This is a genomic window from Salinimicrobium catena, assembly GCF_900102915.1.
Taxonomy (GTDB): domain Bacteria; phylum Bacteroidota; class Bacteroidia; order Flavobacteriales; family Flavobacteriaceae; genus Salinimicrobium; species Salinimicrobium catena.
The window spans coordinates 31,895-56,904 of record NZ_FNGG01000006.1 but is presented as its reverse complement, the minus strand read 5'-3'; the positions used below and the strand labels follow the sequence as shown (position 1 = coordinate 56,904).

Genomic DNA, 25,010 nt, shown 5'->3' with positions numbered 1-25,010 from the left:
TTTTATAAATCAACAGAAACAGATGAAAACGAACATAATATTATCCGGGGTCGGGGGGCAGGGTATCCTGACCATTGCTGCGGTTCTGGATACTGCAGCTTTAAGTGAAGATTTATTTATCAAGCAATCGGAAGTTCACGGAATGAGCCAGCGCGGCGGGGCCGTTCAGTCCCACGTGAGAATATCTGACAAGGAAATTTTTTCCGATCTCATCCCGGAAGGGCAGGCCGATCTCATCTTATCGGTAGAACCCATGGAATTGTTGAGATATATGCCCTTTTTAAAGAAAGACGGGTGGCTGGTGACCGATTCAGAATCCTTTATCAATACTTCCAATTACCCGGATAAAAAGGAGCTTTTTAACCAGATCAAAAAACATCCTAACCATGTGATCGTAGATGCAACTGAGATCGCTAAAAAGATCGGTAATTCAAAAGCTGCCAATATGGTACTGCTGGGAGCGGCTTCTGCCATTATCCCTTTATCTGAAGACAGCCTGGTCAAAGCTATTAAGGAGTTGTTTCAGCACAAGAGTGAAAGGATCATTAAGCTGAACCTGGAAGCTTTTGCGGAAGGGAAAAAAGTAGCTGAAGGAATTACTGATTTGGCTGCTAGCAAGTAATTCGATTACAGAAGAAGCTATAGCAATTCCTGTATTGTAAAAGTCGGTCTTTTCATGATTGTTCATTTTTTTGTTGTGCATTCCTCTCCCTTCGGTCGTCGGATGCAGGCAAAACGAACCAAAAAAAGGACACTTTTTTGATAGGTGTTTCCAATTTTGCTCCTGCAAAATTAGGACCGTGCTCCCCCGACTAAATCTTCTCCAAGGCTTCAAAAATTTTTAACGCCGGTGGAGCACTACACTTACAAAAAAGATCCTTCCCAAGAAAAATCCTGGTATAGGATTCATTATGAAATCACCATTTTAGAATTCTGAAGTACATGTTTTATTGCTTCAGACAAGATCTTAACTCCCTTTTCAATTTGATCTTTCGGCATATTTGAAAAAGAAAGCCGCAGCCTGTCATCCTTTTTACTTGCAGGATCAAAGGTCCTGCCCGTTACAAAAACAACGCCCCTGGCAACACTTTCCTTAAAGATGTCTGTTGACCTAACATGAGAAGGTAATTTGAGCCAGGTGTAAAATCCTCCCTTTGGTTCGTTCCAGGTGATCTCTGGCGGCATATAGGTTTTCAGGTGTTTTTGGAGCAAATTCTTCCGGTCAGAATATTCGTTTCTCAAAAACTTCAGGTAAGGTTCCAGCTTGTTCCGGGTCAAAAATTCATTGGCAATGATCTGCATGAAATTGGAAGTGCAGGCATCCAGCGCCTGTTTTACGGTCTCCGCTTTATCGAAGATCTCTTCCGAAGAAAGCATAAAGCCTAACCTAAAGCCGGGGCCAAGTATCTTTGAAAATGAACCTGTGTATATGATCTCCACATCTTGCACCCCGAATGATTTCATAGATCTGGTAAGGTGTTTTTCAGCCTGATCGAAATACAGGTCGCTGTAAGCATCATCTTCCACTAGGATTATCCCTGTACCTGATAACACCTCTAGGAGTTCCCTTTTTCTTTCGGGGGTGTAAATGATCCCGGCCGGATTATGATAATTAGGGGTGACATATAAGAATTTAGGCTTTCGGTCTAAGGAAGCAATCTTATTCTTTAAAGCTTTTATATCGATCCCATCTTTATCGATCGGGATGCTGTGGATCTCAGCGCCGGCAGTCTCAAAAACCGTCAAAGCTCCAACAAAACAGGGATTTTCAGTAAGTATGATATCTCCTTCGTTGACGAATTCCTGGGTTATGATGGATATGGCCTGCAGCGAACCGGTGGTGATCAGAATTTTATTATCACCAACAGCCACACCTTTGTTTTCCAGGTAGCTCTGTAGAGAATTGACAAGAGGCGGATAACCGGAGGTGGGGCCGTATTGAAAACATAACTTTTTGATGTCTTCTGGCAAAGAATTATAGATCTCATCGATCTGTTCTACCGGAAACAGATCATTGTTCGGCATACCGCCGGCAAATGAGATCAGGTTCTTTCCTGAAGCCTGTTTCATCAATTTTTTAACGTCTTCTGAATGAATGGAATTAACTGCCTTTGAAAATGCGTACATAGGCTGAAGTATTTGACTGTCTTATCAAATTAACAAAGATGCAATCAAACAGATGCTGATAAAGGTCAGTTTAAAACCTATTTTTATTGGCTTCCTTTACAGTTATTAAAATTCTTGTGTTTTATGCTTCATTCAAAATTGATTCGTCCCGAAAGCATTGTTGTTGTTGGGGGTTCAGATAATATACACAGCCCCGGCGGCAGAGTTCTGAAAAACCTGATAGATCATCATTTTCAGGGAAAATTGTTGGTGATCAACCCCAAGAAAGATGTTGTGCAGGGGATCACCTCTTACAGAGATATCAATGACATTCCCGAAACAGACCTGGCCATAATTGCCATTGCGGCAAAGTATGTTCCTGAAGCTGTAAAGGTCCTTACCCAAAGCAAGAATACTAAAGGCTTCATCATTTTTTCGGCCGGGTTCAGTGAAAAGGATGAAAGTGGCGCCAGGTTGGAAAAGGAGGTCGCGGGAATGATCAGGGAAGCAGGGGGAAGCCTTTTAGGCCCTAATAACATTGGGTTGATCAATAAACATTACACCGGAGTTTTCACCACTCCAATCCCCAGACTCGATGAAAAAGGAGTTGATTTTATATCGGGTTCTGGTGCGACCGCCGTTTTTATAATCGAAGCGGCAAAAAGCATGGGACTGACTTTTTCGAGTATCTATACCGTAGGGAACAGTGCCCAAATAGGAGTGGAGGAGATCCTGGAATTTTTGGATCACTCTTTTGATCTCCAAAAAAGTTCCAAAGTTAAACTGCTTTATATAGAGAGTATCAAGGATCCGCTTAAGTTTTTAAAGCACACCTCTTCCTTGATCAGGAAAGGCTGTAAAATAGCGGCTATAAAGGCGGGAAGTTCGGAAGAGGGAAACCGCGCGGCTTCTTCGCATACGGGAGCTATAGCGAATTCGGATGTTTTTGTAGATACCCTGTTCAAAAAAGCGGGAATCATCCGCTGTTATGGCAGAAATGAATTGATCACGGTTGCCGGAATACTTCAGCAAAAAGAATCTGAAGGGAAGAATATTGCGATCATCACCCATGCGGGCGGACCGGCAGTTATGCTGACCGATGTCCTGTCAAAGAACGGATTAAAAATTCCGCAATTAAAAGGAAAAGAAAGTGAAATTCTGTTGAGCCAGTTGTTCGATGGCTCGTCGGTTTCAAACCCAATCGATTTTTTAGCTACGGGGAACGCTCAGCAGTTAGAAGCCATTATCGAGTTTTGTGAAAATAGCCCCGAAATTGATGCGATGACCGTCATTTTTGGTAGTCCGGGCCTGACGACTGTGGAAGATGTTTATGAAGTGCTCGATCAAAAGATCAGGATTTCAAAAAAACCGATCTATGCCGTTTTACCATCGGTGGTGAACGTGAAGGGTGAAATCGACAATTTTATAAAAAAGGGAAATATCGCGTTTCCTGATGAGGTTCTCTTCGGAAGTGCTTTGGCTAAAGTTTACAACCATACTTTGCTGAGTCAAAAAACCGGGGATTTCGATATTGGACCTTCCGAAGAAATAAGAGAACTGATAAATAGCCATCCCGAAGGATACATGCCAACCGAAGCAGCTGTTCGCCTGCTGAAGCTTGCGGGAATAAAATTTGCGACCCCGCATCAGGTTACTTCTGAAGCCGGCCTAAATAAAATTATGAAGTCCATCACTTTTCCGGTAGTTCTTAAAGTGGAAGGCCCACTGCACAAATCGGATGTTGGAGGGGTAATATTAAATGTCTCCAGTCAAACTGAATTATTCGATAGCTTCCATAAGCTAATGCAGATCGAAGGAGCAGTTTCGGTTATGATCCAGCCAATGATCAACGGAAAGGAATTGTTCATAGGAGCAAAAAAAGAAGGTAATTATCCGCACGTTATCTTGTGCGGCCTGGGAGGAATTTTTGTGGAAGTATTGAAAGACATCAGCACATCCATGATCCCTGTTTCAGAAGAAGAGGCTTTAAAAATGATCAATGACTTGAAGGCCTATCCAATATTAAAAGGTGTAAGGGGCCAAAAAGGGATAAATATCCCGGCGTTTGCTGACGCTATTGTGAAGCTCTCAGATCTTTTGATGACAGTTCCCGAAATTGCAGAATTAGACCTCAATCCGCTCATGGCCACTGAAAATGATCTTATCGCTGTAGATGTACGTATCCGCCTGGAGAAAACCGAAACTGAACTGCAGCCTGCAAGGTGAACGAGATTCTTTATATCAGAATAATGTAATCTTTTTATAACGCTCCATTATGGGGCGTTTCTTTTTTGAAATCTTTTACCTTTACAAAAACACCCTATGAAGAAAGCCTTTTTGAACTGGAGCAGCGGGAAAGATGCGGCCCATGCTTTACATCTTTTGCAACAGGGAAAAGAATATTCGGTTGAAAAGCTGGTCACCTCGGTCAATACTGAGACCAATCGTATTTCCATGCACGGATTGAGAAAGGAACTTTTACAGCAGCAGGCAAAAAGCCTGGGAATTCCTTTGGAGATCATTGAGCTGCCGGGGAATGTCTCTATGCCGGTGTATAATGACATCATGCAACAAGCCACCGACTACCTGCGGTCGCAAGGATTTACCCACAGTGTTTTCGGCGATATCTTCCTGGAAGATCTGCGGGAGTACAGGGAGCAGCAGCTTCAAAAAGCAGGTTTGCAGGCGGTTTTTCCGCTCTGGAAGAAAGATACTTCACAGCTCATGAAAGATTTTCTGAAAGCCGGCTTCAGGGCGATCACCCTTTGCGTCAATGCCAAAGTTTTAGATGAATCTTTCTGCGGAAGGGTGATAGACCAAGAATTTTTAGCCGAACTTCCTCCTGAAGTTGATCCTGCCGGCGAGAACGGGGAGTTTCACAGCTTCGTGTATGACGGGCCGAACTTTAAGTTTCCGGTTCCTTTCCAAAAAGGAGAAATAGTGGAGCGATCTTACCAGCCTTCAAAAAGCAAGGATGATGACTGCTTTGCCGAAGAACAGCAAAGCTGGGATACCCGTTTCTGGTATTGTGACCTGCTGCCCGAAAAAAGCAATTCTTAACATAACTTTATCCGGTTTCGCAGTTGCCGCTTTTCAGAATGCAAAAGGAATCCCTTAACTTTAAGCTATGGAAAAGAAAGAGACAATGCGGAGAGGATTTGTGTTCCAAAAATATGAGGATGAGGCGCAGTCACCGTTTGACAAGCTTTTCGAGATCTTCAAAGAATTGATCACCCATACTTCGGGAGATTTTGATGAGGCTATTGACTGGCTTCGGCAGCTGGACCAGGAATATAAACTTACCGATGAGGATTACGGCATAGATGACTTTATTGAAGACCTGAAGAAAAAAGGGTACATCCGTGAAGAGATCGATCCCGACGGCAAAGGCGGAATGTCTATTACGGCCAAGACCGAACGGGCCATAAGACAACAGGCCTTAAACCAGATCTTCGGCAGGCTGCGAAAAAGCCGTTCAGGTTCTCACACCACCAAGCATCAGGGGCTGGGAGATGAGCATACGGGGGAGTTCAGAAGCTATAACTACGGAGATTCTTTGGATAAGATCTCAATGACAGAGTCTCTTCGGAATGCACAGATCCATCACGGTGCCGATGATTTTAGAATGACCGAGGATGATCTCGTGGTGGAGGAAACCCACCATAAAAGTCAGATGAGCACGGTCCTGATGATCGACATCAGTCACAGTATGATCCTGTACGGCGAAGACCGAATCACTCCCGCCAAAAAAGTGGCCATGGCCCTGGCAGAGCTGATCACCACCCGATATCCCAAAGACACTTTGGATGTACTGGTTTTCGGGAATGATGCCTGGACGGTATCGATCGCCGATCTGCCCTATTTAAAGGTAGGACCTTACCACACCAACACGGTTGCGGGCTTGCAGCTAGCCATGGACCTTCTGCGAAGAAAAAGAAACACCAATAAGCAGATCTTCATGATCACCGATGGGAAACCCAGCTGCATTCGCGAGAGGGATGGGAACTACTATAAAAATCCCGTGGGGCTGGATCCTTACATAGTAGAGCAGTGTTACAATGCCGCCCGACAGGCGAGGAAACTGCACATTCCCATTACCACTTTTATGATAGCCAAAGATCCGTACCTCGAACGTTTTGTGAGAGAGTTTACCCAGGCCAATCAGGGAAAAGCCTTTTTCACCGGGTTGAAAGGCCTCGGCGAAATGATCTTCGAAGACTATGAAACAAACAGGAAGAAGAGGATAAAGGGATAGCATAGAATACATTTTGAAAAGAATAAAAACAGAATATGGAGAAGGAGAACATCAAAACATTTGGAGATCTCAAGAGATCGGGATATAAAAGCAGGAGCATAAAAGAGGAGTTAAGGCAAAATCTGTTGGAGAAGATCCGCAGGAATGAACCTGCTTTTGAAGGAATTCACGGATATGAGCATACCGTGATCCCGGAACTGGAGCGGGCAATACTCTCCAAACATAATATCAACCTCCTGGGCCTTAGAGGACAGGCAAAGACAAGGCTCGCCAGGATGATGGTGAACCTGCTGGACGAGTGGATGCCCATTGTAGAAGGTTCAGAGATCAATGATGATCCTTTTCATCCAATTTCCCGGTACGCTAAACAGCTGCTGGAAGAGAAGGGAGATGATACTCCCATCGCCTGGGTGCACAGAAACGACCGATTCTTTGAAAAACTGGCCACTCCCGATGTTACTGTTGCCGATATCATTGGAGATGTGGACCCCATCAAGGCGGCCAATTTAAAGCTCAGCTATGCCGATGACCGGGTGATCCACTTCGGAATGATCCCGCGGGCAAACCGCAGCATTTTTGTGATCAACGAGCTGCCAGATCTTCAGGCAAGGATACAGGTGGCCCTTTTCAATATTTTACAGGAAGGCGATATTCAAATACGCGGTTTCAAATTAAGATTGCCGCTGGACATGCAATTCGTGTTCACCGCTAATCCCGAAGATTACACCAACCGCGGTAGCATTGTTACTCCTCTAAAAGACAGAATCGGTTCACAGATCCTTACGCATTATCCTCTCAACCTTGAAACCGCCAAAAAGATCACGGCCCAGGAGGCTAAACTGGATGAGGAGCAAATAAAAATGGTGCATGTGCCCGATCTCGCCAAAGATCTGCTGGAGCAGATAAGTTTTGAAGCTCGTGAACACGAATATATAGATGTTCGCAGCGGGATCAGCGCCCGGTTGAGCATTACAGCTTATGAGAACCTGTTGAGTACTGCAGAAAGGAGAGCATTGAAGAACGGAGAGTCGCAAACCCTGCTGAGGTTTGGGGATTTTCTGGGAGTCATTCCTTCCATTACCGGAAAGATAGAGCTGGTGTATGAAGGAGAGCAGGAGGGAAGTGCCGAGGTTGCGTTGCAGCTGATAGGAGATGCTGTAAGAACCTTGTTTCCGAGGCTATTTCCGAAGATAGAAAAACTTAGCAAACCTGATGATGAGGATCCTTATGCTGAAGTGGTGGAATGGTTCTTTTCTGAAAACGGTTTCGAGTTGCTGGATGAGACTTCAGATAAGGAATATAAAAAAGCGCTGGATTCCATTCCCGCACTGGAAAAACTCATCGATAAATACCAACCTGAAACTTCAAAAGAAGACCGATACTTCCTGAAGGAGTTCATTCTTTGGGGCCTGGTGGAGTACAAAAAGCTCAACAAGCACCGCTTTGCTGAAGGGGTGCAGTTTAAGGATATTTACGGAAGCTATATAAGCGGACTTTAAAAAGTTTAAAGTTTAAGGTTTAATGTTTACCCTTGATTTCCTTGTGAAATCTGTTCTTCGGCTTCGAAAGTGCTGAAACAAGTTCAGCGTGACGATGAAAAGGCTGGAAGACGTCACCCTGAACTTGTTTCAGGGTCTACTAACATGAAGGACCTATAGAAAATTGGTTAACGCTTTCTTCGGGCCATGAAAAAGAGCTATACATATCTTCTCTCGAACAAGTCGAGAACCATGCTCTACATAGGTGTGACTGCTGATCTCATTTCAAGAATTACTCAACATAAAAATGGTACAGGATCTAATTTTACAAGAAAGTATGGGTTACAGGTTTTATTATACTTTGAAGAATATACAGCGATAGATCAAGCCATAGCAAGGGAAAAACAGTTAAAAAACTGGCATAAGGAGTGGAAATGGAATTTAATAAAATCAAATAACCCTGAACTTAAAGATCTTTTTGATGAGTTATACCCGTGGCCCTCAATTTATTTCAAGGTCTTTTACTTCCGATCATAATAATGCTGAAACGAGTTCAGCATGACGGTTAGAGAGAGTATGAGGTTTCGGAAGTTCCCCACGTCACCTTAATTTATTCCAAGGTTTTTTCACTTTGATACTTAAAGATGCTGAAACAAGTTCAGCATGACGGTTAAAATATGTTCCATAAAAAACCCTCCGAAAAGTTCATTTTTGGAGGGTTTACTATTTACCAAACTGAATTCTTAATACTCAGTACTGAATACTCAATACTACAAATGAATTACTTCATCGTAAGCATCGGCCACGGCTTCCATAACCGCTTCACTCATAGTTGGGTGAGGGTGGATAGCTTTCAATACTTCATGACCTGTAGTTTCCAGTTTACGGCCAAGAACGGCTTCTGCGATCATGTCGGTTACGCCGGCGCCTATCATGTGGCAGCCTAACCATTCGCCGTATTTCGCATCAAAGATCACTTTTACAAATCCGTCAGGAGTGCCGGCAGCTTTTGCTTTCCCGGAAGCTGAGAACGGGAACTTCCCGATCTTCAGTTCGTATCCGGCTTCTTTGGCTTGTTTTTCGGTCATACCAACAGAAGCGATCTCAGGAGTAGCATAGGTACATCCGGGGATATTTCCGTAGTCGATAGGCTCTACGTTCATTCCTTTGATCTTCTCAACACAGGTAATTCCTTCCGCAGAAGCAACGTGTGCAAGAGCAGGTCCGGGTACGGCATCCCCAATGGCGTAGATCCCCTGAACATTAGTCTGGTAGAAGTCATTTACAAGGATCTTGTCCTTATCGGTTTTAATGCCTAGCTCCTCAAGACCGATATTTTCGATGTTGGTTTTGATACCCACTGCTGAAAGCACCACGTCTGCCTCAAGAGTTTCTTCTCCTTTTTTGGTCTTAACTTTTGCTTTTACAGTTTTACCTGAAGTGTCCACGCTCTCCACCGAAGAACTGGTCATTACCTTAATTCCGGCCTTTTTGAAGCTGCGTTCAAATTGTTTTGAAACTTCTTCATCTTCAAGAGGTACAAGGTTTGGTAGGAATTCTACTATGGTAACTTCTGTTCCCATGCTTTTGTAGAAATGAGCGAACTCAACTCCAATAGCTCCGGAACCAACCACGATCATGGATTTTGGTTGTTTCTCCAGGGTCATCGCTTCACGGTACCCGATCACTTTCTTCCCGTCCTGCGGAAGGTTTGGAAGTTCTCTGGAGCGAGCACCGGTAGCAATAATGATATGGTCTGCAGAATATTCTGTAGTTTTATTGTCTTTTCCGGTTACTGCGACTTTTTTTCCTTGCTTTAATTTTCCGAAGCCTTCGATCACGTCGATTTTGTTCTTCTTCATTAGGAACTGAACACCTTTGCTCATTCCATCGGCCACATTTCGGCTTCTTTTTATAACGGCGCCAAAATCCTTTTCAACTTTGTCTACTTTAAGTCCGTAGTCTTCGGCGTGATTTAAATAGTCAAATACCTGTGCACTCTTCAAAAGTGCTTTAGTAGGAATACAACCCCAGTTAAGGCAAACTCCACCCAGGTTTTCTTTTTCGATAATAGCGGTTTTGAAACCTAATTGTGAAGCTCTGATGGCGGTAACGTATCCACCCGGGCCACTTCCTAAAACAATGATATCGTATTTACTCATATCTGGAAATTTTTGTAACTGAATTTAAGACAGCGAATTTACGGAATTAAACTATAAACCTAAAGAAATTGACCTTTAGGAAAACCATAATGTAAAAAGCTCGTATGGAAGCCATAAAAAAAGCTCCTGTAAAAGGAGCTTTTAAAAATCTTTTTGTGGAATTACTGAAGTTCCAGCTGCGGAATTTCACTTTCCTGAATATCCAGGGCAGACATGACCGCTTCGTAGTTTGATACGTCTACACCGGTATCCTGGGCAAAATCAGCCGGAAGGATGGCGATCCGGAATACCTGGTCATCTGTGAATTCAGGGCCAAGAGTGGCCAAGTCTACGCTCGCATCAAGAAAAACGGTGGCGTCAAAAAATGTATAATCATAATTATACTGCATGGTTTCTCCGCCTTCTAAGTAATAGGTTTGAGGCAGCAGCCTCCATACATACACAGGTTCCCCGCCTGCTTCTCCATCAGTTCCTACTCGTAGATATACCAGAACAACATCAGATTCTAATACCTCGACATCAGTGAATTCTGCAAAATCTACGAATAAAGTGTACTCGTTGGCATCTGTGAAATCACCCTGAACGTCAAAAACAGTTCCTGCGATGTTAACTCCGGGTTCTCCCTGGGGTCCTTGTGGTCCCTGCGGGCCAATCTCCCCGTCATCTGAACAGGAGGTGAAGGCGATGAGCACAAAGCTCAGTAAAAAATAAATTGGTTTCATATTATTCGGTTTTAGTTTCAAAATCTATACTGGCCGAGTTTACGCAGTAACGCTGACCGGTTTGTGTGGGGCCATCGTCAAAGACGTGGCCAAGATGGCTTCCGCAGTTGGCGCAAAGGATCTCTGTTCTTACCATGCCGTGGCTCCTGTCCTGCACATATTCTACGCTGCCTTCAATGGCATCGTCAAAACTTGGCCAGCCGCAGTTGCTTTCAAATTTGTGGGGGCTTTCAAACAACTTGGCGCCACAGGCGGCACAATGGTATTCCCCATCCTGAAAGTGGAGGTTGTATTTTCCTGAATGAGGCGCCTCTGTTCCTTTTTGGCGCAGTACCCTGTACTGTTCTTCGGTAAGTCTTTCCCGCCACTCTGCTTCGGAATGTTCTACTGGATATCGCTTTTTCATAAGGTGTTTCTTTTAAAAATAAGGAATGCGCCGGTTAAAGCCTCTTAAACTATTTGTAAACTTTAGCTATTCATTATCGGGGATAAAATCCATTGCTACCCCATTGATGCAATGCCTTTTTCCTGTAGTTTCTTTTGGCCCGTCATTAAAGACGTGTCCCAAATGGCCACCGCAATTGGCGCAGACCACTTCGGTAGCAGAATATCCATTGATCTTGTCTGGCCGGTAATCCACACTATCTTCATCAATAGGTCTGTCGAAACTTGGCCATCCGGTGCCGCTGTCAAACTTGTTTTCAGTTCTGTACAGGGCATTTCCGCAGGCAGCGCATACAAAGGTTCCCGGCTCTTCAATGTCATTCAGTTCGCTGGAAAAAGCAGGTTCGGTTCCTTTTTTCCGAAGCACCTGGAATTCCTGCGGACTTAGTTCCGCTTTCCATTCAGCTTCAGACTTTGTTAAAGGATATTTCTCTTCCTGGTCACGCTGCGCGTTTCCGTTACAGCTTACAGCAAGAACAAGCAATATTAAAAGGAGGTAATTTTTCATTTTGCGGCTCTTTCTGGGGAAAGATGCAAGAACTATACCGAAAGGAATTCAATGATTTTGTTAATTACTTTTTGATCTCCTAAAATGCGCCGGTGACCCAATTCTTCCGTAATATATAGTTCCCCGTTCTCAAGGTTCTCTGTGATCTCATGAGCTGAGCTGATATGAACATCGACATCATGCTCATCGTGGATCACCAGAGTAGGTATATGTACGTTTTTCGCAGAGACCGCACCTGAATAGTTATCCATATCCTCCCCAAACTTCCTGTCGAAGTATTTTTTCATCTTCTTGGCCACCTTCTCGTTCATCTTCATGTTATGGGCAAATTCACGAGTAATATGGGTTACGCTGTTCGCAGTTCCAATTATCACCAGTTTCTCGATGTCCAGGCCATCTTTTACAGCCTTTAAACAGGACATGCCTCCCAGGGAATGGCCAATGGCTGCTTCGAACGGTCCGTATTCCTGTTCCAGGTAATGAATTGTTTCAATGAAAAAGGGCATCATGCTCCATTTACCGGGGGCTTTGCCGTGGGCGGGGGCATCAAAACTCACCACGCTATAGCCTTGCTGTAACAGTGTTTTCGCCATTACAGAAAGCTGTGTGCCCCTGCCGCTCCAGCCGTGTGCAAGAAGTATTTTTCTGGAAGAATCACCATATTCATAGACCACAACCTCCCTGTTTATTGAGGGTACTGTAAGCTTTGTTTGCCTGCTGTTCTCATCCATTTCTCTTTCCCGCTCGGGTAGTTTGTATCTAAAAGGGGTGAGGAAAAGTTTCGCTGCAAACCTGCTGGCCAGGAATGGAGAAACGATGGTAAGCAGTTTGGAGATAGCCAATATGTAAGAAGGCACCAGGAGCCTTTGTACTGGAGTATTGTCTTTTGTTTTTGCGGTCATGCTTAGAGATAAGCCTGCAAGTTAATTATTTTGAGATCGAAAAAGAATATATAAAGGGGCCATTATCAATTTGGCAGGTATTTTGTTAAACCTAGTTTAAAGCCATAAATCAACAACACTTGATTTAGTAACTTTAACAAAAATCAATAATTATGAAATTTAAACAAATAGCAATAGTCCTAAGTTTCTTTTTCATGGTGGCGGCTTGTAAAACCAATCCTTTTACCGGAGAAAAGAACCTGAACTTTTATCCAAACTCCCAGATCTTCCCGGCCTCTTTTCAGCAGTACAACCAGGTATTAGCCGAAAATGAGGTGGTGACCGGAACTGCTGAATCTCGAATGATAAAAAATGTAGGCCAGAAAATTGCCACTGCCTCTAAAAGATTTCTTGATGCCAACGGGTACCAGGGATATCTTGATGACTACAAATGGGAATTCAGCCTGATCAAAGATGACCAGGTGAACGCCTGGGCCATGCCCGGCGGTAAGATCGCCTTTTACACCGGTATTATGCCTATAGCAAAGAATGAAACCGGCGTGGCTGCGATCATGGCCCACGAGGTGGCCCACGCCCTGGCCGATCACGGAGCGCAAAGGATGAGCGCGGCGCAGTTGCAGCAGCTTGGTGCAGTTGCCGGAAATGTTGCTCTTAGCGGAAAGAGCGATGAAACCCGTCAGATCTTCAATACCGCTTATGGTCTTGGTTCTACTGTAGGAGTTATGCTGCCTTTTAGCAGAAGCCACGAATCTGAAGCAGACCGTATAGGTTTGACCTTAATGGCTATGGCAGGTTACGACCCAATGGCAGCGGCCGACCTTTGGAGAAGAATGCAGGCACAATCTGGGGGACAGGCTCCGCCGGAATTTCTGAGCACTCACCCTTCTTCAGACACCAGGATAAGGAACATTGAAAGATGGGCGCCCGAGGCTAAAGCCGAAGCCCGAAAGTATGGAGTGACCTCCTTCCAGGGATAAATTTTAAAAATAGTATTTTAGGAGCTGCCAATTTTGGCAGCTCTTTTAATTTCCCCCTGTATGAAGAACCTCCCAAAAGGAAGTAAAAAACTGCTCAATGCCTGGGCATTTTATGATTGGGCCAACTCTGTTTATAGCCTGGTCATCGCCTCTACGGTTTTCCCTATTTTTTATGCGGCCCTTACCATTGTGAAGAACGAGCAGGGTGAAATAGTTGACGATAGCGTGCAGTTATTAGGATTTGACTTCAACAATGATTCCCTTATTAGCTATGTTACTGCCCTCGCTTTTTTGGTGGTGGCGGTCATGAGCCCCTTTCTTTCGGGTATCGCAGATTATGTTGGGAACAAAAAGAACTTTTTAAAGTTCTTCTGTTATATGGGCGCCCTTTCCTGTATCGGTCTCTTTTGGTTCGATCTTGAAAACCTTTGGTTCGGGCTTCTTTGTTATTTCCTGGCCCTGGTAGGGTTTTGGGCCAGCCTGGTCTTCTATAATTCTTATTTGCCCGATATAGCCTTTCCAGAGCAACAGGACAAGGTAAGCGCCAAAGGCTTTTCAATGGGTTACATAGGCAGCGTGATCTTGCTGGTCATTTGCCTTTTCATGATCCTGAACTTTGAACTGTTCGGCTTTGAAGATTCGGCATTTCCTACCCGTTTGTCGTTTGTCCTTACCGGAGTGTGGTGGATAGGTTTTAGCCAGATCACCTATTATTATCTTCCAAAGGGCAACAAAAAGCAAACGCTTTCAAACGAGGTGCTTTTCAACGGCTTTAAGGAGTTAAAAAAGATCTGGAATTCGCTTCAGCACAATCCGCAGTTAAAAAAGTATCTGCGGGCTTTCTTTGTTTATAGTATGGCGGTGCAGACGGTAATGCTGATCGCTACCTACTTCGGAATAGAAGAGGTCAACTGGGCGGGAGATGATTCCACCATAGGGTTGATCGTGAGCATTTTGCTCATCCAGCTCGTGGCCATAGCCGGGGCGACCATAACCTCAAGACTTTCTGAAAAGTTCGGGAACATCAACATCCTCATTGCCGTAAATTTAGTGTGGATAGGCATATGCATTTACGCTTTTTTCGTAAGGACGCCCATGCAGTTCTACATCGCAGCAGGGCTGGTAGGTTTGGTGATGGGAGGAATTCAGACACTTTCGCGTTCCACTTATTCAAAAATGATCCCTGAAGGCACTCTTGATACCGCCAGTTTTTTCAGTTTTTATGATGTTTCTGAAAAAATAGGGATCGTTATTGGCATGCTGCTGTATGGAATGGTAGCTCAGGTTTTCGGAAGTATCCGGTATTCGGTACTGTTTCTCACAGCCTTCTTTTTTATAGGAGTGATCCTGCTGTTAAGGGTTCCAAGGGAGCACCTGCAGCCAAAAAAAGAGACGGTATGATAGAAATCAAACCGCCTCAAAAAGTTTGTTTTTGTGATCTTATTTTTTAGTGACACTGCCGGAACCCATTGTCCTGAAATCCTCTTTTTTAGGATTGCCTTTGTACTCAATGTCTCCTGAACCGGGCACAACCGCTTTAATTTCTTCGGAAGCATAGACCTGAATGTCTCCCGATCCTGTAACGGTAGCATCCACTCTTTTGGCTTTGAAATCGAAGGCGCTGATGTCACCGGAACCGGTAACCTTGCAATCGAAATCCTGGGTAGTGCCTCGAAGGCTTATGTCACCTGATCCGGTAATGCCTGCGGAAGTATTCTTTGCTGCCAAAACCAGCCTGATATCTCCGGATCCCGTCATCCTGACCTCAAAATTTTCGGATTTTATTTCGTCTGAAGTAAATATGTCTCCCGATCCCGTTAGGTAAATACCGTCTAAAGTTTCAAAAGGAACAGTTATCCTGATAGGCTTATTGTTTGAAGGATCCAGATTATAACCTTTTTTAACTGAGATCTTCAGGCGATCACCCTCAGTTTCGGTTAGGATGTATTCCTGAAGGTTCTCTTCGGCCTCTACCCTGATCTTCCCTTCTTTGCCTGCCACCAGTTCCACGTCCATTGAACCTAACAGCGCCACTTGGTCATAATTAGAAACTGTTCGGGTTTTGGTTACCATATTTCCGTTACCTTCAATTTCTTTTGAACCTGACCACCACTGGGCGTGGGTGGATTGGAAGCTAAAGGCTATAATCGCCAGGATAAAAAATGCTTTTTTCATTTTGAATTTATTTTATGGATTGATGATTAGTTCTTGCTGTTGAAATTGACACTGCCGTAGCTGGAGTTGATCTTTACCTGTCCTCCGGAACTATTTCCGTAGTATCCCTGGAAATAATTATCGCTGCCGGACTGGTGCCTTTTATTTACATTGAAGTTGTTGCCTTCCAGACCTTTTACTCCCCCGTAAGAAGTGTTAACTTCAAACCCAAAAGCGGCTTCGGGGTCATAACCTATTTTTAAGGAAGTGTAGTCGCTGTCAATTTCTACTGTTTTGATGGCGGGCATCAATTTGTCTATGCTTAGGGAACCATAATCCATATTAAGATCGGCCCTGCTGTACACCATTCCCAGCTTCACGCCCAGGTAATCTCCCTGGCCCTTGATGTTTCTTAGCTTGTCAATGCTCAATGATCCATAATCATTGTTAAAGCTGATGTTTTCCACTTTTTCGAAATACGCGTCGGTATAATCTGCGGAAAGGTCAACCGTACCGGCTTCCTCTATTCTGAACTCAGAATAATCAGCCTGAATTTTGGCCTTTTTGACAAAGCCAATAGAGCTTTTTCGGGTGTAGTCAAAGTTGAGGTAATTATTGTTTCCCCTAAGCTCTCTTATCATGAACTTTCCGTAGTCACAGGAAAGTTTCAGGTCTCCCTCGAGCTCATCCAGGTTGATGCTTCCGTAGTCATTAGAAATGTTCATGTTATTAGTGACCGGCGCTTTAACTCTGTAATTCACCTCCATATTGACGTTGCTGCTGCTTCCAAAGAGGCTGCCTAACCAGGAATTGCTGGTGTTGGGAAAAATGGTTTCGGCGCTTACCTCGCCACCCGTCTGGCTGAAATTTACTTTGATCTCATCCAGGCGTTGTTGAACTTTTTCTTCGTCATTGCCATTGGTCTTGACGGTCACTTCAATCTCCACACGGTTCTGGTCCCAGGTGACGATGTCGATATTACCATAGCTGTTATCCAGTTTCAAAAGATCGTTGGCAGAGACCTTGAACTCTTTTTTAATGGTCTTTTGCTTGTTATACTTTCCTTTATAGACATCATTGGCGCATGCGACTGCCGGTAGCAGCAGGAGCGCGAAAAGGAGATTATATAATGTTGTTTTCATGGCTATTGTTTTTTAGGGTGTTTATAGTTTCTACTTTTTGAAGAACTGTGTTCAATAGGTCTATTCTTTTCTGAAAATTGGAGATCATGGCGTAGATCACACGGTTGTCTTGGCCGCTTTTGCCCAGATCTTTTTTAAGGTTCTGGTAATCTTTTTCCAGGATGGCCAGTTGCTTGAGCGCGTCTTCAATAACAGCCTCTGTCTCCGGGGTTTTCTGCTCTTCCAGGTTTTCCAGTTCGGTTTTTATCACTGAAGCATAGAAATCCTGGGTTTGTTTCATCTCTGGAGAAACACTGGCGAGATCCTGTTCCTGGGAGAGTGGGTTAAATGCACCCTGGAAGATGAGGAAAGCCAAAAGGAAGCTAGCTGCTACGGCCATTACCGGCCCCCACAGGGAGATCACTCCAGATCTACTGGTCTTCTTTTTCCTGCTTTTCCTTAGCTTATGACGAAACCGCTCTTCATGATCCTGTGCCGGTTGGGCGATGTCAAAATCAAGCTCGTCAAAAATGTCTTTTAGATCATCAGTTTTCATAGCTCGTAAGTTTTTTTCGTAGGCTTTCTTTAGCCCTTGAGATGGTTGTTCTGCAGTTGGCGTATGAAATATTCAGTATTTCGCAGATCTCTTCATAATCATACCCTTCGATCAGGTGGAGAGTAAGGCTTACGCGATAACTCTCTTTAAGTGAATTAAGGCACTTCAGGATCATTTTCACTTTCGGGTTTTCTTCAGATTCTTCCGTAGAAATTCCGTCTTCTGCAGCATTTTTGAACTGGTCATTATAAGAGACTTCCTGATATTTAATATTCCTGTTATAGATATTGATGCTCTCATTGACCACGATCTTCTTCAGCCACGCCCCGAATGTTGAGGTTCCCTGGAAAGAATCGAGCTTTGAAAAAGCCTTCAGAAAACATTCCTGCATGATGTCTTCCGCTTCCGCAGAGTGTTTGACAATACGAAAAGCTGTGTTGTACATGGCTTTACTGTATTTGTTGTACACCATCATCTGGGCCCTTTCGTCTCCCCGACGGCATTTTTCTATAAGTTCATCAATATGTGTGGTGGTTAGTGGCAAAATATCAATGCTTTACTATAAAGATAGGTGAAGGTCTCATTTGTTACACTTTTGGAAAAATTTCTTTTAAAAAATTTCGGGTACGTTGGCACAACAATTGAAATACTGCTGATGTATACTGCTTTAAAGCCTTGTTTTATAGGTGATTTCTGAAAAGAAATAGCAGTTTTTTGATATTGTATAAATAACTGCAGTGACAGTTTGACTTAAAAATAGATATGGGCAGAACAAAATTTACAGATCTTGACAGTCTGTCATTACAGGGAATAGATGAAGACGCTGAGTTGATTCCCCTAATGACCCCCGAAGATGAAGAAGAAATAAATAAAGAAAACCTCCCGGAGATCCTGCCAATACTTCCATTAAGGAATACCGTGTTGTTTCCCGGTGTTGTGATTCCCATCACCGCCGGCCGTGATACCTCTATTAAATTGATAAATGAGGCCAATGGCGATAGTAAGGTTATTGGGGTGGTCTCGCAAAAAGATGAAAAAGTAGAGAATCCTACCGTTAAGGATATCAATAAGGTGGGGGTCGTGGCACGCATCTTAAGGGTTTTGAAGATGCCTGACGGGAACACTACCGTGATCATTCAGGGTAAAAAACGTTTTGAAGTGGCCGAGGTGATCACCGAGAAACCCTATATGACAGCCCGGATCAAGGAGGTGCCCGAGGCCAGGCCCGCGGTGGACAATGAAGAATTCAGCGCGATCATTGATTCTATAAAAGATCTTGCTCTACAGATCATAAAGAACAGTCCAAACATACCTTCGGAAGCTTCCTTTGCGATTCAAAATATTGAAAGTCCTTCTTTCCTTATCAATTTTGTGTCTTCGAACATGAATCTTTCTGTTGAGGAAAAACAAAAATTGCTGGAGACTAATGATCTTAAGGACCGGGCGCTGGCTACCCTGAAGTACATGAATATGGAGTACCATAAGCTGGAGCTTAAGAATGACATCCAGTCAAAGGTTCAAAGCGACATGAGTCAGCAACAGCGGGAATATTTCCTTCACCAGCAAATGAAGACCATACAGGAAGAACTTGGAGGGGTTTCACATGAAGGGGAAGTAGAGGAGATGCGTGCCCGCGCCAAGAAGAAGAAATGGCCTGAGAACATTAAAAAGCATTTTGATAAGGAATTGTCCAAGATGCAACGAATGAATCCGCAGGTAGCGGAGTATTCGATACAAAGAAATTACCTGGACCTGTTTTTGGAACTTCCGTGGAACGAGTTCAGTAAAGATAAATTCGATCTTAAAAGAGCTCAAAAGATCCTGGACCGTGACCACTACGGACTTGAGGATGTAAAAGAGCGAATCATAGAATACCTCGCAGTTCTTAAGATCAGGAATGACATGAAATCTCCTATTCTGTGCCTCTTTGGGCCTCCTGGAGTGGGTAAGACCAGCCTGGGACGTTCTATTGCAGAAGCATTGGGCAGAGAGTATGTGAGGGTCTCCCTTGGAGGACTGCGGGATGAAGCAGAGATAAGAGGACACCGTAAGACTTACATTGGGGCAATGCCCGGACGTATTATCCAGTCTTTGAAAAAAGCCGGAACAAGCAATCCGGTTTTTGTACTTGATGAGGTGGATAAACTGAGCATCGGCCACAGCGGAGATCCTTCTTCGGCTTTACTGGAGGTGTTGGATCCCGAGCAGAACAGCGAATTCCATGATAACTTCCTGGAGATGCCTTTTGACCTTTCTAAAGTGATGTTCATTGCGACGGCAAACAATATTGCCAATATCCAACCGGCCTTGAGAGACCGTATGGAAATGATCAATGTAACAGGATATACCATCGAAGAAAAGGTGGAAATTGCCAAACAGCATTTGCTTCCGAAGCAGATTAAAGAGCATGGTCTTTCAAAAGAAAACCTGAAGATAGGGAAGAAGCAGCTTGAGAAGATCGTGGAAGGCTATACCCGTGAGTCCGGAGTACGTAGCCTGGAGAAACAACTGGCCAAGATGGTGCGTTTCGCTGCCAAGAACATCGCGATGGAACAGGAGTACAATGTCAAGATCACAGATGCCGATATTGAAGAAGTGCTGGGTAGCCCTAAAATGGAACGCGACAAGTACGAGGACAATGAGACTGCAGGAGTGGTCACCGGCCTTGCCTGGACCCAGGTGGGAGGAGATATTCTGTTTATCGAGTCTATACTTTCCAAAGGAAAAGGAGCCCTGAACATTACGGGTAACCTGGGGAAAGTGATGAAGGAATCGGCGACCATTGCCCTGGAATATATCAAAGGAAATGCAAAAGAGTTTGGAATAGATCCCGAGGTTATTGAGAAATACAATGTGCATATCCACGTACCGGAGGGAGCTACACCAAAAGACGGCCCAAGTGCCGGAATCACCATGCTGACTTCACTGGTATCTCTTTTCACTCAGAAAAAAGTAAAGAAGAGCATTGCCATGACAGGAGAGATCACCCTGAGAGGAAAAGTGTTGCCTGTAGGCGGGATCAAGGAAAAGATCCTGGCTGCCAAGCGGGCCCACATCAAGGAGATCATTTTGTGTGAAGAGAACCGCAGGGATATCGAAGAGATCAAGGATGAATATCTAAAAGGACTTACCTTTCATTACGTGAAGGAAATGAAGGAGGTCATCGATCTGGCGATACTTGACGAGAAGGTGAAAAATCCTAAAGAACTATAAATGAAAAATCCGGCTAAGGCCGGGTTTTTCTTTTCCTATATCAGGAATAGATGACAGGAAAACCTATAGTATCCCATCCTATTTGCTATTTTTGCAAAACCATAAGCAAACCCTGATTTCTTCATGACCAAAAAGATCACCATCGCGATAGACGGATTCTCCTCAACAGGTAAAAGTACAGTAGCCAAGCAGCTGGCAAAAGAACTGGGCTACGTGTATGTGGATACCGGGGCCATGTACCGTGCGGTGACCCTTTATGCCCTGCGGAAAAATTACATTTCTGAAAATAATTTAGACCGGGATGCTTTAGTGAAGGAATTATCTCTGATAAAGCTGAAGTTCATCTTTAATCCGGAAGTAGGTTTTGGAGAAATGTACCTGAATGGCGAGAACGTAGAGAAAGAGATCAGGCAAATGGAGGTTTCAGAATATGTGAGCAAGATCGCTGCAATTCCGGAAGTAAGGGAAATGCTGGTAGCCCAGCAGCAGCAAATGGGTAAAGAGAAAGGCATTGTCATGGATGGAAGAGATATCGGAACGGTAGTCTTTCCTGATGCTGAACTAAAGATCTTCATGACTGCTTCGGCCGAAGAACGGGCCCAAAGAAGATTTAAGGAACTCTCTGAAAGGGGAGAAGAGGTGACTTATAAAGAGGTTTTGAGAAACGTACAGGAGAGAGATCACCTGGACACTACCAGGGAAGACTCTCCGCTGGTCAAGGCATCAGATGCCAAGGAGATTGATAATTCACATCTTGCTTTGACGGGGCAGTTTGAGAAGATCCTTGAGTTGTACAATGCTGCAATTAGCAATTAACAATTAACAAAAATTGTCAGACAGAGCCCGACCGAAGGGAGGAAAAGTCGAAGTAATTTACGTCAAATTTCAAGATAAAGATTTGAAGATTTGGTGAATTTGAAAATTTGAAGATGGACGTTAGTGGGATATTAGCGGTAGAATTCAAAACCTCTCAAAAATGTCAATTTCTTAACTCTTCCTTTTTTAAATGATTTCTTCCGCAGTTCACTGAGAATTCCGGATAAATGTGGTACATCAGTGCATCCGTGGCTAAACACTTCCACGGCCACAAAGATTTCCGCAGAAAAGAAAATGATTAGTGGATTCGTGGCAAAAAATGCCAACTAAACATTTACTGTAAAAGACAACCGCCTGAAAACCAAAATTTTGATAATTGTTTCTTGACAATTGTTAATTGTAATAATTAATCGTATTTTTGCACTCCTTTTAGCAATACCCGGAAGAGTAAAAGGGTTGAAAATCAATATTATAAACACTTCTGTGTTCTTTTATTGCAGAATTTCTTCCGAAGAATACAGGATACAAATTAATTATCAGCAATGGCTGAAGAAAACAAAAACAAAGAAGTTCAGGAAGTAGCAGGAATGGATACTGCATCTCAACCTGATACTGCTGCACAACAGCAAAATCCTGAGCAATTCTTAAAGGAATTCAACTGGCACAATTACGAAGAAGGAATTGATCCTATCGACGATAACAAGCTGGAAGAATTCGAGAAGCTTGTAGCCGAGAATTTCGTTGACACTTTAGATGACGAAGTTGTAACCGGAAAAGTGATCAACATTACAGATCGTGACGCGATCATCGACATTAACGCGAAAAGTGAAGGTGTAATTTCTCTTAACGAGTTCCGTTACAACCCAGATCTTAAAGTTGGTGATGAGGTAGAAGTATTGATCGATGTTCGTGAAGACGCTACAGGACAATTGATCCTTTCTCACCGTAAGGCTCGTGTGATCAAAGCATGGGATCGTGTGAACAAAGCGCACGACGAAGGTCTTATCGTGAACGGATACGTAAAATGTCGTACCAAAGGTGGTATGATCGTAGATGTATTTGGAATTGAAGCTTTCCTTCCTGGTTCACAGATCGATGTGAAGCCGATCAGGGATTACGATGCATATGTTGGAAAAACAATGGAATTCAAAGTGGTGAAGATCAACCACGAATTCAAGAACGTTGTTGTTTCTCACAAAGCGCTTATCGAAGCCGATATCGAAGAGCAGAAAAAAGAGATCATTGGGCAGCTTGAAAAAGGTCAGGTACTTGAAGGTACTGTTAAGAACATCACTTCTTACGGTGTATTCGTTGACCTTGGAGGTGTTGACGGACTTATCCACATCACTGATCTTAGCTGGTCAAGAATCAACCATCCAAATGAGATCGTTGAGCTTGATCAAAAACTGAACGTTGTTATCCTTGACTTTGATGAGGCTAAAACAAGAATCCAGTTGGGTCTTAAGCAGCTTAGCAAACACCCATGGGAAGCTCTTGATGAGAACCTTAAAGTTGGTGACAAAGTAAAAGGTAAAGTAGTTGTGATCGCAGATTACGGTGCGTTTATCGAAGTTGCTGAAGGTGTTGAAGGTCTTATCCACGTTTCTGAAATGTCATGGAGTACTCACCTGCGCTCAGCTCAGGACTTCGTGAACGTTGGAGATGAGGTAGAGGCACAGATCCTTACTTTAGACCGTGAAGACAGAAAAATGTCTCTTGGTATCAAGCAATTGACTCCAGACCCATGGACTGACATCACTTCTAAGTACCCTGTAGGTTCAAGACACACAGGTATCGTTCGTAACTTCACTAACTTCGGAGTATTCGTAGAGTTGGAAGAAGGGATCGACGGACTTATTTACATCTCTGACCTTTCATGGACTAAGAAGATCAAGCATCCATCAGAATTCACTAACGTAGGTGACAAACTTGACGTGGTAGTTCTTGAGCTTGATGTTGAAGGACGTAAATTAAGCCTTGGTCACAAGCAAACTGAATCAAACCCTTGGGATAAATACGAAACTGAATTCGCTGTAGGTACTACTCACACTGCAGAGATCTCAGAGATCGTTGACAAAGGTGCGACAGTTGACTTTAATGAAGATATCACTGCATTCGTTCCGCAACGTCACCTTGAAAAAGAAGACGGAAGCAAACTGAAGCAGGGAGAATCTGCAGAATTCCAGATCATTGAGTTCAACAAAGAATTCAAGAGAGTGGTAGCATCACACACTGCTATCCACAAGGAAGAAGAAGCTCAGATCGTGAAGCAGGCTCAGAAGAAAGCCGCTGCGCAACAGGCTCAGAACAACACCACTATTGGTGATGTGAACGCAGAACTTCAAGCGTTGAAAGATAAAATGGAAGGGAAGAAGTAATTCCTGAACATTTTTAAATAATGAAAACCTCCTTAGGCAACTAAGGAGGTTTTTTTGTTCCTGATCTTTGCGAAATATGAATTCTTAAAATGAAGTTATCCTTCGGGAAATCTGCCCTGGCCTCTTGTTCATGTGCATAAATAAAGGTAACTTCAGGGAAACCAAACCAAAAAATATGAGCAGAACTATCCTTTTTAAGAATCGCCCTCAGGGTAAGCCCTCTACTTCAGATTTCGAGATCATTCAGGAAGGCCAGCCGGAGCCGGGAGAAGGGGAGATCCTTTTAAAGGCACTTTATATTTCTGTTGATCCTTATCTCCGCGGAAGGATGCGCGATGAGGAATCTTACATTGAACCTTTTAAGCTGAACGAACCACTGGAATCCATGGTGGTGGCTGAAGTGGTAGAGTCCAAAAATTCGGCTTTCAGCAAGGGAGATCATGTAAGCGGAATGTTGCAGTGGAAGGAACTTCAAACGGCCAAGGGAAATGGTCTTAACCGGGTTCATAAGGAAATAGCACCTCTTTCTGCTTACCTGGGAATTCTGGGGTTAACAGGCCTTACCGCTTACCTGGGACTTGAAAAGATCGGTGATCTCAAGGCGGGAGATACTCTGGTGGTTTCCGGAGGAGCCGGTGCGGTTGGCAGTATTGCCGGGCAGATTGGTAAGATCAAAGGCTGTATGGTGGTTGGAATTGCCGGCAGTGACGAAAAGGTGAAATATATGGAAGAGGATCTGGGTTTTGACAAGGGAATCAATTACAATACTGCAGGCGATATGAAAAAGGCCATTTCTGAATGTTGTACAGACGGGGTGGATGTTTACTTCGACAACGTGGGTGGCGAGATCCTGGATGCAGTGCTGGCCAACATTAATAAGGATGCAAGAATCATCAACTGCGGCGCTATTTCATTATACAACGAAAAAGAAATGCCCACAGGCCCTCGACCCGAAGGGATCCTGATCAAAAAAACAGCTTTAATGCAGGGATTCCTGGTAAGGGATCATGTAAAAGATTTTGGACCTGCCTTCAGGCAACTTTCCGAATGGCTAGAGGAAGGAGAACTGGTTTATGAGGAAACCATTATTGAAGGGTTTGATAAATTGCCCGAAGCTTTCATAGGCCTTTTTGAAGGTAAGAACATTGGGAAAATGGTGGTGAAAGTTCAATGAGCAATGAGCAATGAGCAATGAACAATGAGCAATGAGAGTTGAGC

General features: G+C 43.8%; 22 protein-coding genes. 12 read left to right on the top strand and 10 right to left on the bottom strand.

All coding sequences use genetic code 11. The annotated features are described in order from the left end of the window. Positions 1-22 precede the first annotated feature (22 nt). Complete coding sequence (locus tag BLS64_RS11760) at positions 23-622, top strand: indolepyruvate oxidoreductase subunit beta (protein WP_093113737.1); 600 nt, start codon at positions 23-25, stop codon at positions 620-622. A 287-nt stretch (positions 623-909) separates the two neighbouring features. Here BLS64_RS11760 and BLS64_RS11755 read toward each other — a convergent pair whose 3' ends face one another. Further along, positions 910-2,127 carry an aminotransferase-like domain-containing protein gene (locus BLS64_RS11755; RefSeq protein WP_093113738.1) on the bottom strand — a complete coding sequence of 406 codons (1,218 nt, stop codon included), beginning with the start codon at positions 2,125-2,127 and terminating at the stop codon, positions 910-912. A gap of 123 nt (positions 2,128-2,250) precedes the next feature. Here BLS64_RS11755 and BLS64_RS11750 point away from each other — a divergent pair, with 123 nt between their 5' ends. The 5 genes from BLS64_RS11750 to BLS64_RS11730 all read left to right on the top strand — a co-directional run bounded on the left by BLS64_RS11750 (position 2,251) and on the right by BLS64_RS11730 (position 8,376). Continuing rightward, a complete protein-coding gene (locus tag BLS64_RS11750) occupies positions 2,251-4,332 on the top strand; it encodes an acetate--CoA ligase family protein (protein WP_093113739.1) in 2,082 nt (693 codons plus the stop codon). Between the two features lie 96 nt (positions 4,333-4,428). Then, positions 4,429-5,166, top strand: a complete 738-nt coding sequence (locus tag BLS64_RS11745) for a Dph6-related ATP pyrophosphatase (protein WP_093113740.1) — start codon at positions 4,429-4,431, stop codon at positions 5,164-5,166. A 67-nt stretch (positions 5,167-5,233) separates the two neighbouring features. Then, a complete protein-coding gene (locus BLS64_RS11740; protein WP_093113741.1) occupies positions 5,234-6,361 on the top strand; it encodes a vWA domain-containing protein in 1,128 nt (375 codons plus the stop codon). A gap of 35 nt (positions 6,362-6,396) precedes the next feature. Next, positions 6,397-7,860, top strand: coding sequence for an AAA family ATPase (locus tag BLS64_RS11735; RefSeq protein ID WP_093113742.1), 1,464 nt, complete (start codon positions 6,397-6,399; stop codon positions 7,858-7,860). 186 nt (positions 7,861-8,046) lie between these two features. Further along, complete coding sequence (locus BLS64_RS11730; RefSeq protein WP_093113743.1) at positions 8,047-8,376, top strand: GIY-YIG nuclease family protein; 330 nt, start codon at positions 8,047-8,049, stop codon at positions 8,374-8,376. 233 nt (positions 8,377-8,609) lie between these two features. Here the strand turns inward: BLS64_RS11730 and lpdA are convergent, their stop codons facing one another. From lpdA to BLS64_RS11705, 5 genes are all read right to left on the bottom strand, one after another. Then, the gene (gene lpdA, locus BLS64_RS11725) at positions 8,610-10,001 is read right to left on the bottom strand and encodes a dihydrolipoyl dehydrogenase (RefSeq protein ID WP_093113744.1); all 1,392 of its coding nucleotides are present in this window, start codon (positions 9,999-10,001) and stop codon (positions 8,610-8,612) included. 161 nt (positions 10,002-10,162) lie between these two features. Beyond that, positions 10,163-10,723, bottom strand: a complete 561-nt coding sequence (locus tag BLS64_RS11720; protein WP_093113745.1) for a hypothetical protein — start codon at positions 10,721-10,723, stop codon at positions 10,163-10,165. 1 nt (position 10,724) lies between these two features. Further along, positions 10,725-11,129 (bottom strand): peptide-methionine (R)-S-oxide reductase MsrB, encoded by a 405-nt coding sequence (gene msrB, locus BLS64_RS11715; protein WP_093113746.1) that lies wholly within the window; start codon positions 11,127-11,129, stop codon positions 10,725-10,727. 66 nt (positions 11,130-11,195) lie between these two features. Then, a complete protein-coding gene (gene msrB / locus BLS64_RS11710) occupies positions 11,196-11,675 on the bottom strand; it encodes a peptide-methionine (R)-S-oxide reductase MsrB (protein WP_093113747.1) in 480 nt (159 codons plus the stop codon). A gap of 32 nt (positions 11,676-11,707) precedes the next feature. Next, entirely contained in the window at positions 11,708-12,577 is an 870-nt protein-coding gene (locus BLS64_RS11705; RefSeq protein ID WP_093113748.1) for an alpha/beta fold hydrolase, read from the bottom strand. Positions 12,578-12,729: 152 nt separating this feature from the next. Here BLS64_RS11705 and BLS64_RS11700 point away from each other — a divergent pair, with 152 nt between their 5' ends. Then, positions 12,730-13,554 (top strand): M48 family metallopeptidase, encoded by an 825-nt coding sequence (locus BLS64_RS11700; protein ID WP_093113749.1) that lies wholly within the window; start codon positions 12,730-12,732, stop codon positions 13,552-13,554. A gap of 60 nt (positions 13,555-13,614) precedes the next feature. Next, positions 13,615-14,955, top strand: coding sequence for an MFS transporter (locus BLS64_RS11695; protein ID WP_093113750.1), 1,341 nt, complete (start codon positions 13,615-13,617; stop codon positions 14,953-14,955). Positions 14,956-14,994: 39 nt separating this feature from the next. On the opposite strand, the gene BLS64_RS11690 is transcribed toward BLS64_RS11695, so the two are convergent. The 4 genes from BLS64_RS11690 to BLS64_RS11675 are packed head-to-tail and all read right to left on the bottom strand — an operon-like array spanning position 14,995 to position 17,929. After that, a complete protein-coding gene (locus BLS64_RS11690) occupies positions 14,995-15,729 on the bottom strand; it encodes a head GIN domain-containing protein (RefSeq protein WP_093113751.1) in 735 nt (244 codons plus the stop codon). A 26-nt stretch (positions 15,730-15,755) separates the two neighbouring features. After that, positions 15,756-16,850, bottom strand: coding sequence for a hypothetical protein (locus BLS64_RS11685; protein WP_093113752.1), 1,095 nt, complete (start codon positions 16,848-16,850; stop codon positions 15,756-15,758). Further along, positions 16,831-17,385, bottom strand: coding sequence for a hypothetical protein (locus tag BLS64_RS11680; protein WP_093113753.1), 555 nt, complete (start codon positions 17,383-17,385; stop codon positions 16,831-16,833). Before BLS64_RS11680 ends, BLS64_RS11685 begins: the two co-directional genes overlap by 20 nt. Then, positions 17,375-17,929, bottom strand: a complete 555-nt coding sequence (locus tag BLS64_RS11675; protein ID WP_245693450.1) for an RNA polymerase sigma factor — start codon at positions 17,927-17,929, stop codon at positions 17,375-17,377. The genes BLS64_RS11680 and BLS64_RS11675 overlap by 11 nt, the downstream gene beginning before the upstream one ends. A gap of 218 nt (positions 17,930-18,147) precedes the next feature. Between BLS64_RS11675 and lon the strand changes: the two genes are divergently transcribed. The 4 genes from lon to BLS64_RS11650 all read left to right on the top strand — a co-directional run bounded on the left by lon (position 18,148) and on the right by BLS64_RS11650 (position 24,966). Next, the gene (gene lon / locus BLS64_RS11670) at positions 18,148-20,598 is read left to right on the top strand and encodes an endopeptidase La (protein WP_093113754.1); all 2,451 of its coding nucleotides are present in this window, start codon (positions 18,148-18,150) and stop codon (positions 20,596-20,598) included. 123 nt (positions 20,599-20,721) lie between these two features. Next, complete coding sequence (cmk, locus tag BLS64_RS11665; RefSeq protein WP_093113755.1) at positions 20,722-21,414, top strand: (d)CMP kinase; 693 nt, start codon at positions 20,722-20,724, stop codon at positions 21,412-21,414. A 542-nt stretch (positions 21,415-21,956) separates the two neighbouring features. Continuing rightward, the gene (gene rpsA, locus BLS64_RS11655) at positions 21,957-23,792 is read left to right on the top strand and encodes a 30S ribosomal protein S1 (protein WP_093113757.1); all 1,836 of its coding nucleotides are present in this window, start codon (positions 21,957-21,959) and stop codon (positions 23,790-23,792) included. 175 nt (positions 23,793-23,967) lie between these two features. Beyond that, positions 23,968-24,966, top strand: coding sequence for an NADP-dependent oxidoreductase (locus tag BLS64_RS11650; protein WP_093113791.1), 999 nt, complete (start codon positions 23,968-23,970; stop codon positions 24,964-24,966). The last annotated feature ends 44 nt before the right edge of the window (positions 24,967-25,010 follow it).

Bases quoted from the DNA above. Each gene is read 5' to 3' on its own strand.
- BLS64_RS11695 (WP_093113750.1), top strand. From the start codon at position 13,615: ATGAAGAACCTCCCAAAAGGAAGTAAAAAACTGCTCAATGCCTGGGCA.
- msrB (WP_093113746.1), bottom strand. From the start codon at position 11,129: ATGAAAAAGCGATATCCAGTAGAACATTCCGAAGCAGAGTGGCGGGAA.
- lpdA (WP_093113744.1), bottom strand. From the start codon at position 10,001: ATGAGTAAATACGATATCATTGTTTTAGGAAGTGGCCCGGGTGGATAC.
- BLS64_RS11680 (WP_093113753.1), bottom strand. From the start codon at position 17,385: ATGAAAACTGATGATCTAAAAGACATTTTTGACGAGCTTGATTTTGAC.
- BLS64_RS11650 (WP_093113791.1), top strand. From the start codon at position 23,968: ATGAGCAGAACTATCCTTTTTAAGAATCGCCCTCAGGGTAAGCCCTCT.
- BLS64_RS11690 (WP_093113751.1), bottom strand. From the start codon at position 15,729: ATGAAAAAAGCATTTTTTATCCTGGCGATTATAGCCTTTAGCTTCCAA.
- BLS64_RS11750 (WP_093113739.1), top strand. From the start codon at position 2,251: ATGCTTCATTCAAAATTGATTCGTCCCGAAAGCATTGTTGTTGTTGGG.
- BLS64_RS11700 (WP_093113749.1), top strand. From the start codon at position 12,730: ATGAAATTTAAACAAATAGCAATAGTCCTAAGTTTCTTTTTCATGGTG.
- BLS64_RS11705 (WP_093113748.1), bottom strand. From the start codon at position 12,577: ATGACCGCAAAAACAAAAGACAATACTCCAGTACAAAGGCTCCTGGTG.
- msrB (WP_093113747.1), bottom strand. From the start codon at position 11,675: ATGAAAAATTACCTCCTTTTAATATTGCTTGTTCTTGCTGTAAGCTGT.
- BLS64_RS11745 (WP_093113740.1), top strand. From the start codon at position 4,429: ATGAAGAAAGCCTTTTTGAACTGGAGCAGCGGGAAAGATGCGGCCCAT.
- lon (WP_093113754.1), top strand. From the start codon at position 18,148: ATGGGCAGAACAAAATTTACAGATCTTGACAGTCTGTCATTACAGGGA.
- rpsA (WP_093113757.1), top strand. From the start codon at position 21,957: ATGGCTGAAGAAAACAAAAACAAAGAAGTTCAGGAAGTAGCAGGAATG.
- BLS64_RS11755 (WP_093113738.1), bottom strand. From the start codon at position 2,127: ATGTACGCATTTTCAAAGGCAGTTAATTCCATTCATTCAGAAGACGTT.
- BLS64_RS11760 (WP_093113737.1), top strand. From the start codon at position 23: ATGAAAACGAACATAATATTATCCGGGGTCGGGGGGCAGGGTATCCTG.
- BLS64_RS11735 (WP_093113742.1), top strand. From the start codon at position 6,397: ATGGAGAAGGAGAACATCAAAACATTTGGAGATCTCAAGAGATCGGGA.
- BLS64_RS11740 (WP_093113741.1), top strand. From the start codon at position 5,234: ATGGAAAAGAAAGAGACAATGCGGAGAGGATTTGTGTTCCAAAAATAT.
- BLS64_RS11685 (WP_093113752.1), bottom strand. From the start codon at position 16,850: ATGAAAACAACATTATATAATCTCCTTTTCGCGCTCCTGCTGCTACCG.
- BLS64_RS11730 (WP_093113743.1), top strand. From the start codon at position 8,047: ATGAAAAAGAGCTATACATATCTTCTCTCGAACAAGTCGAGAACCATG.
- BLS64_RS11720 (WP_093113745.1), bottom strand. From the start codon at position 10,723: ATGAAACCAATTTATTTTTTACTGAGCTTTGTGCTCATCGCCTTCACC.
- cmk (WP_093113755.1), top strand. From the start codon at position 20,722: ATGACCAAAAAGATCACCATCGCGATAGACGGATTCTCCTCAACAGGT.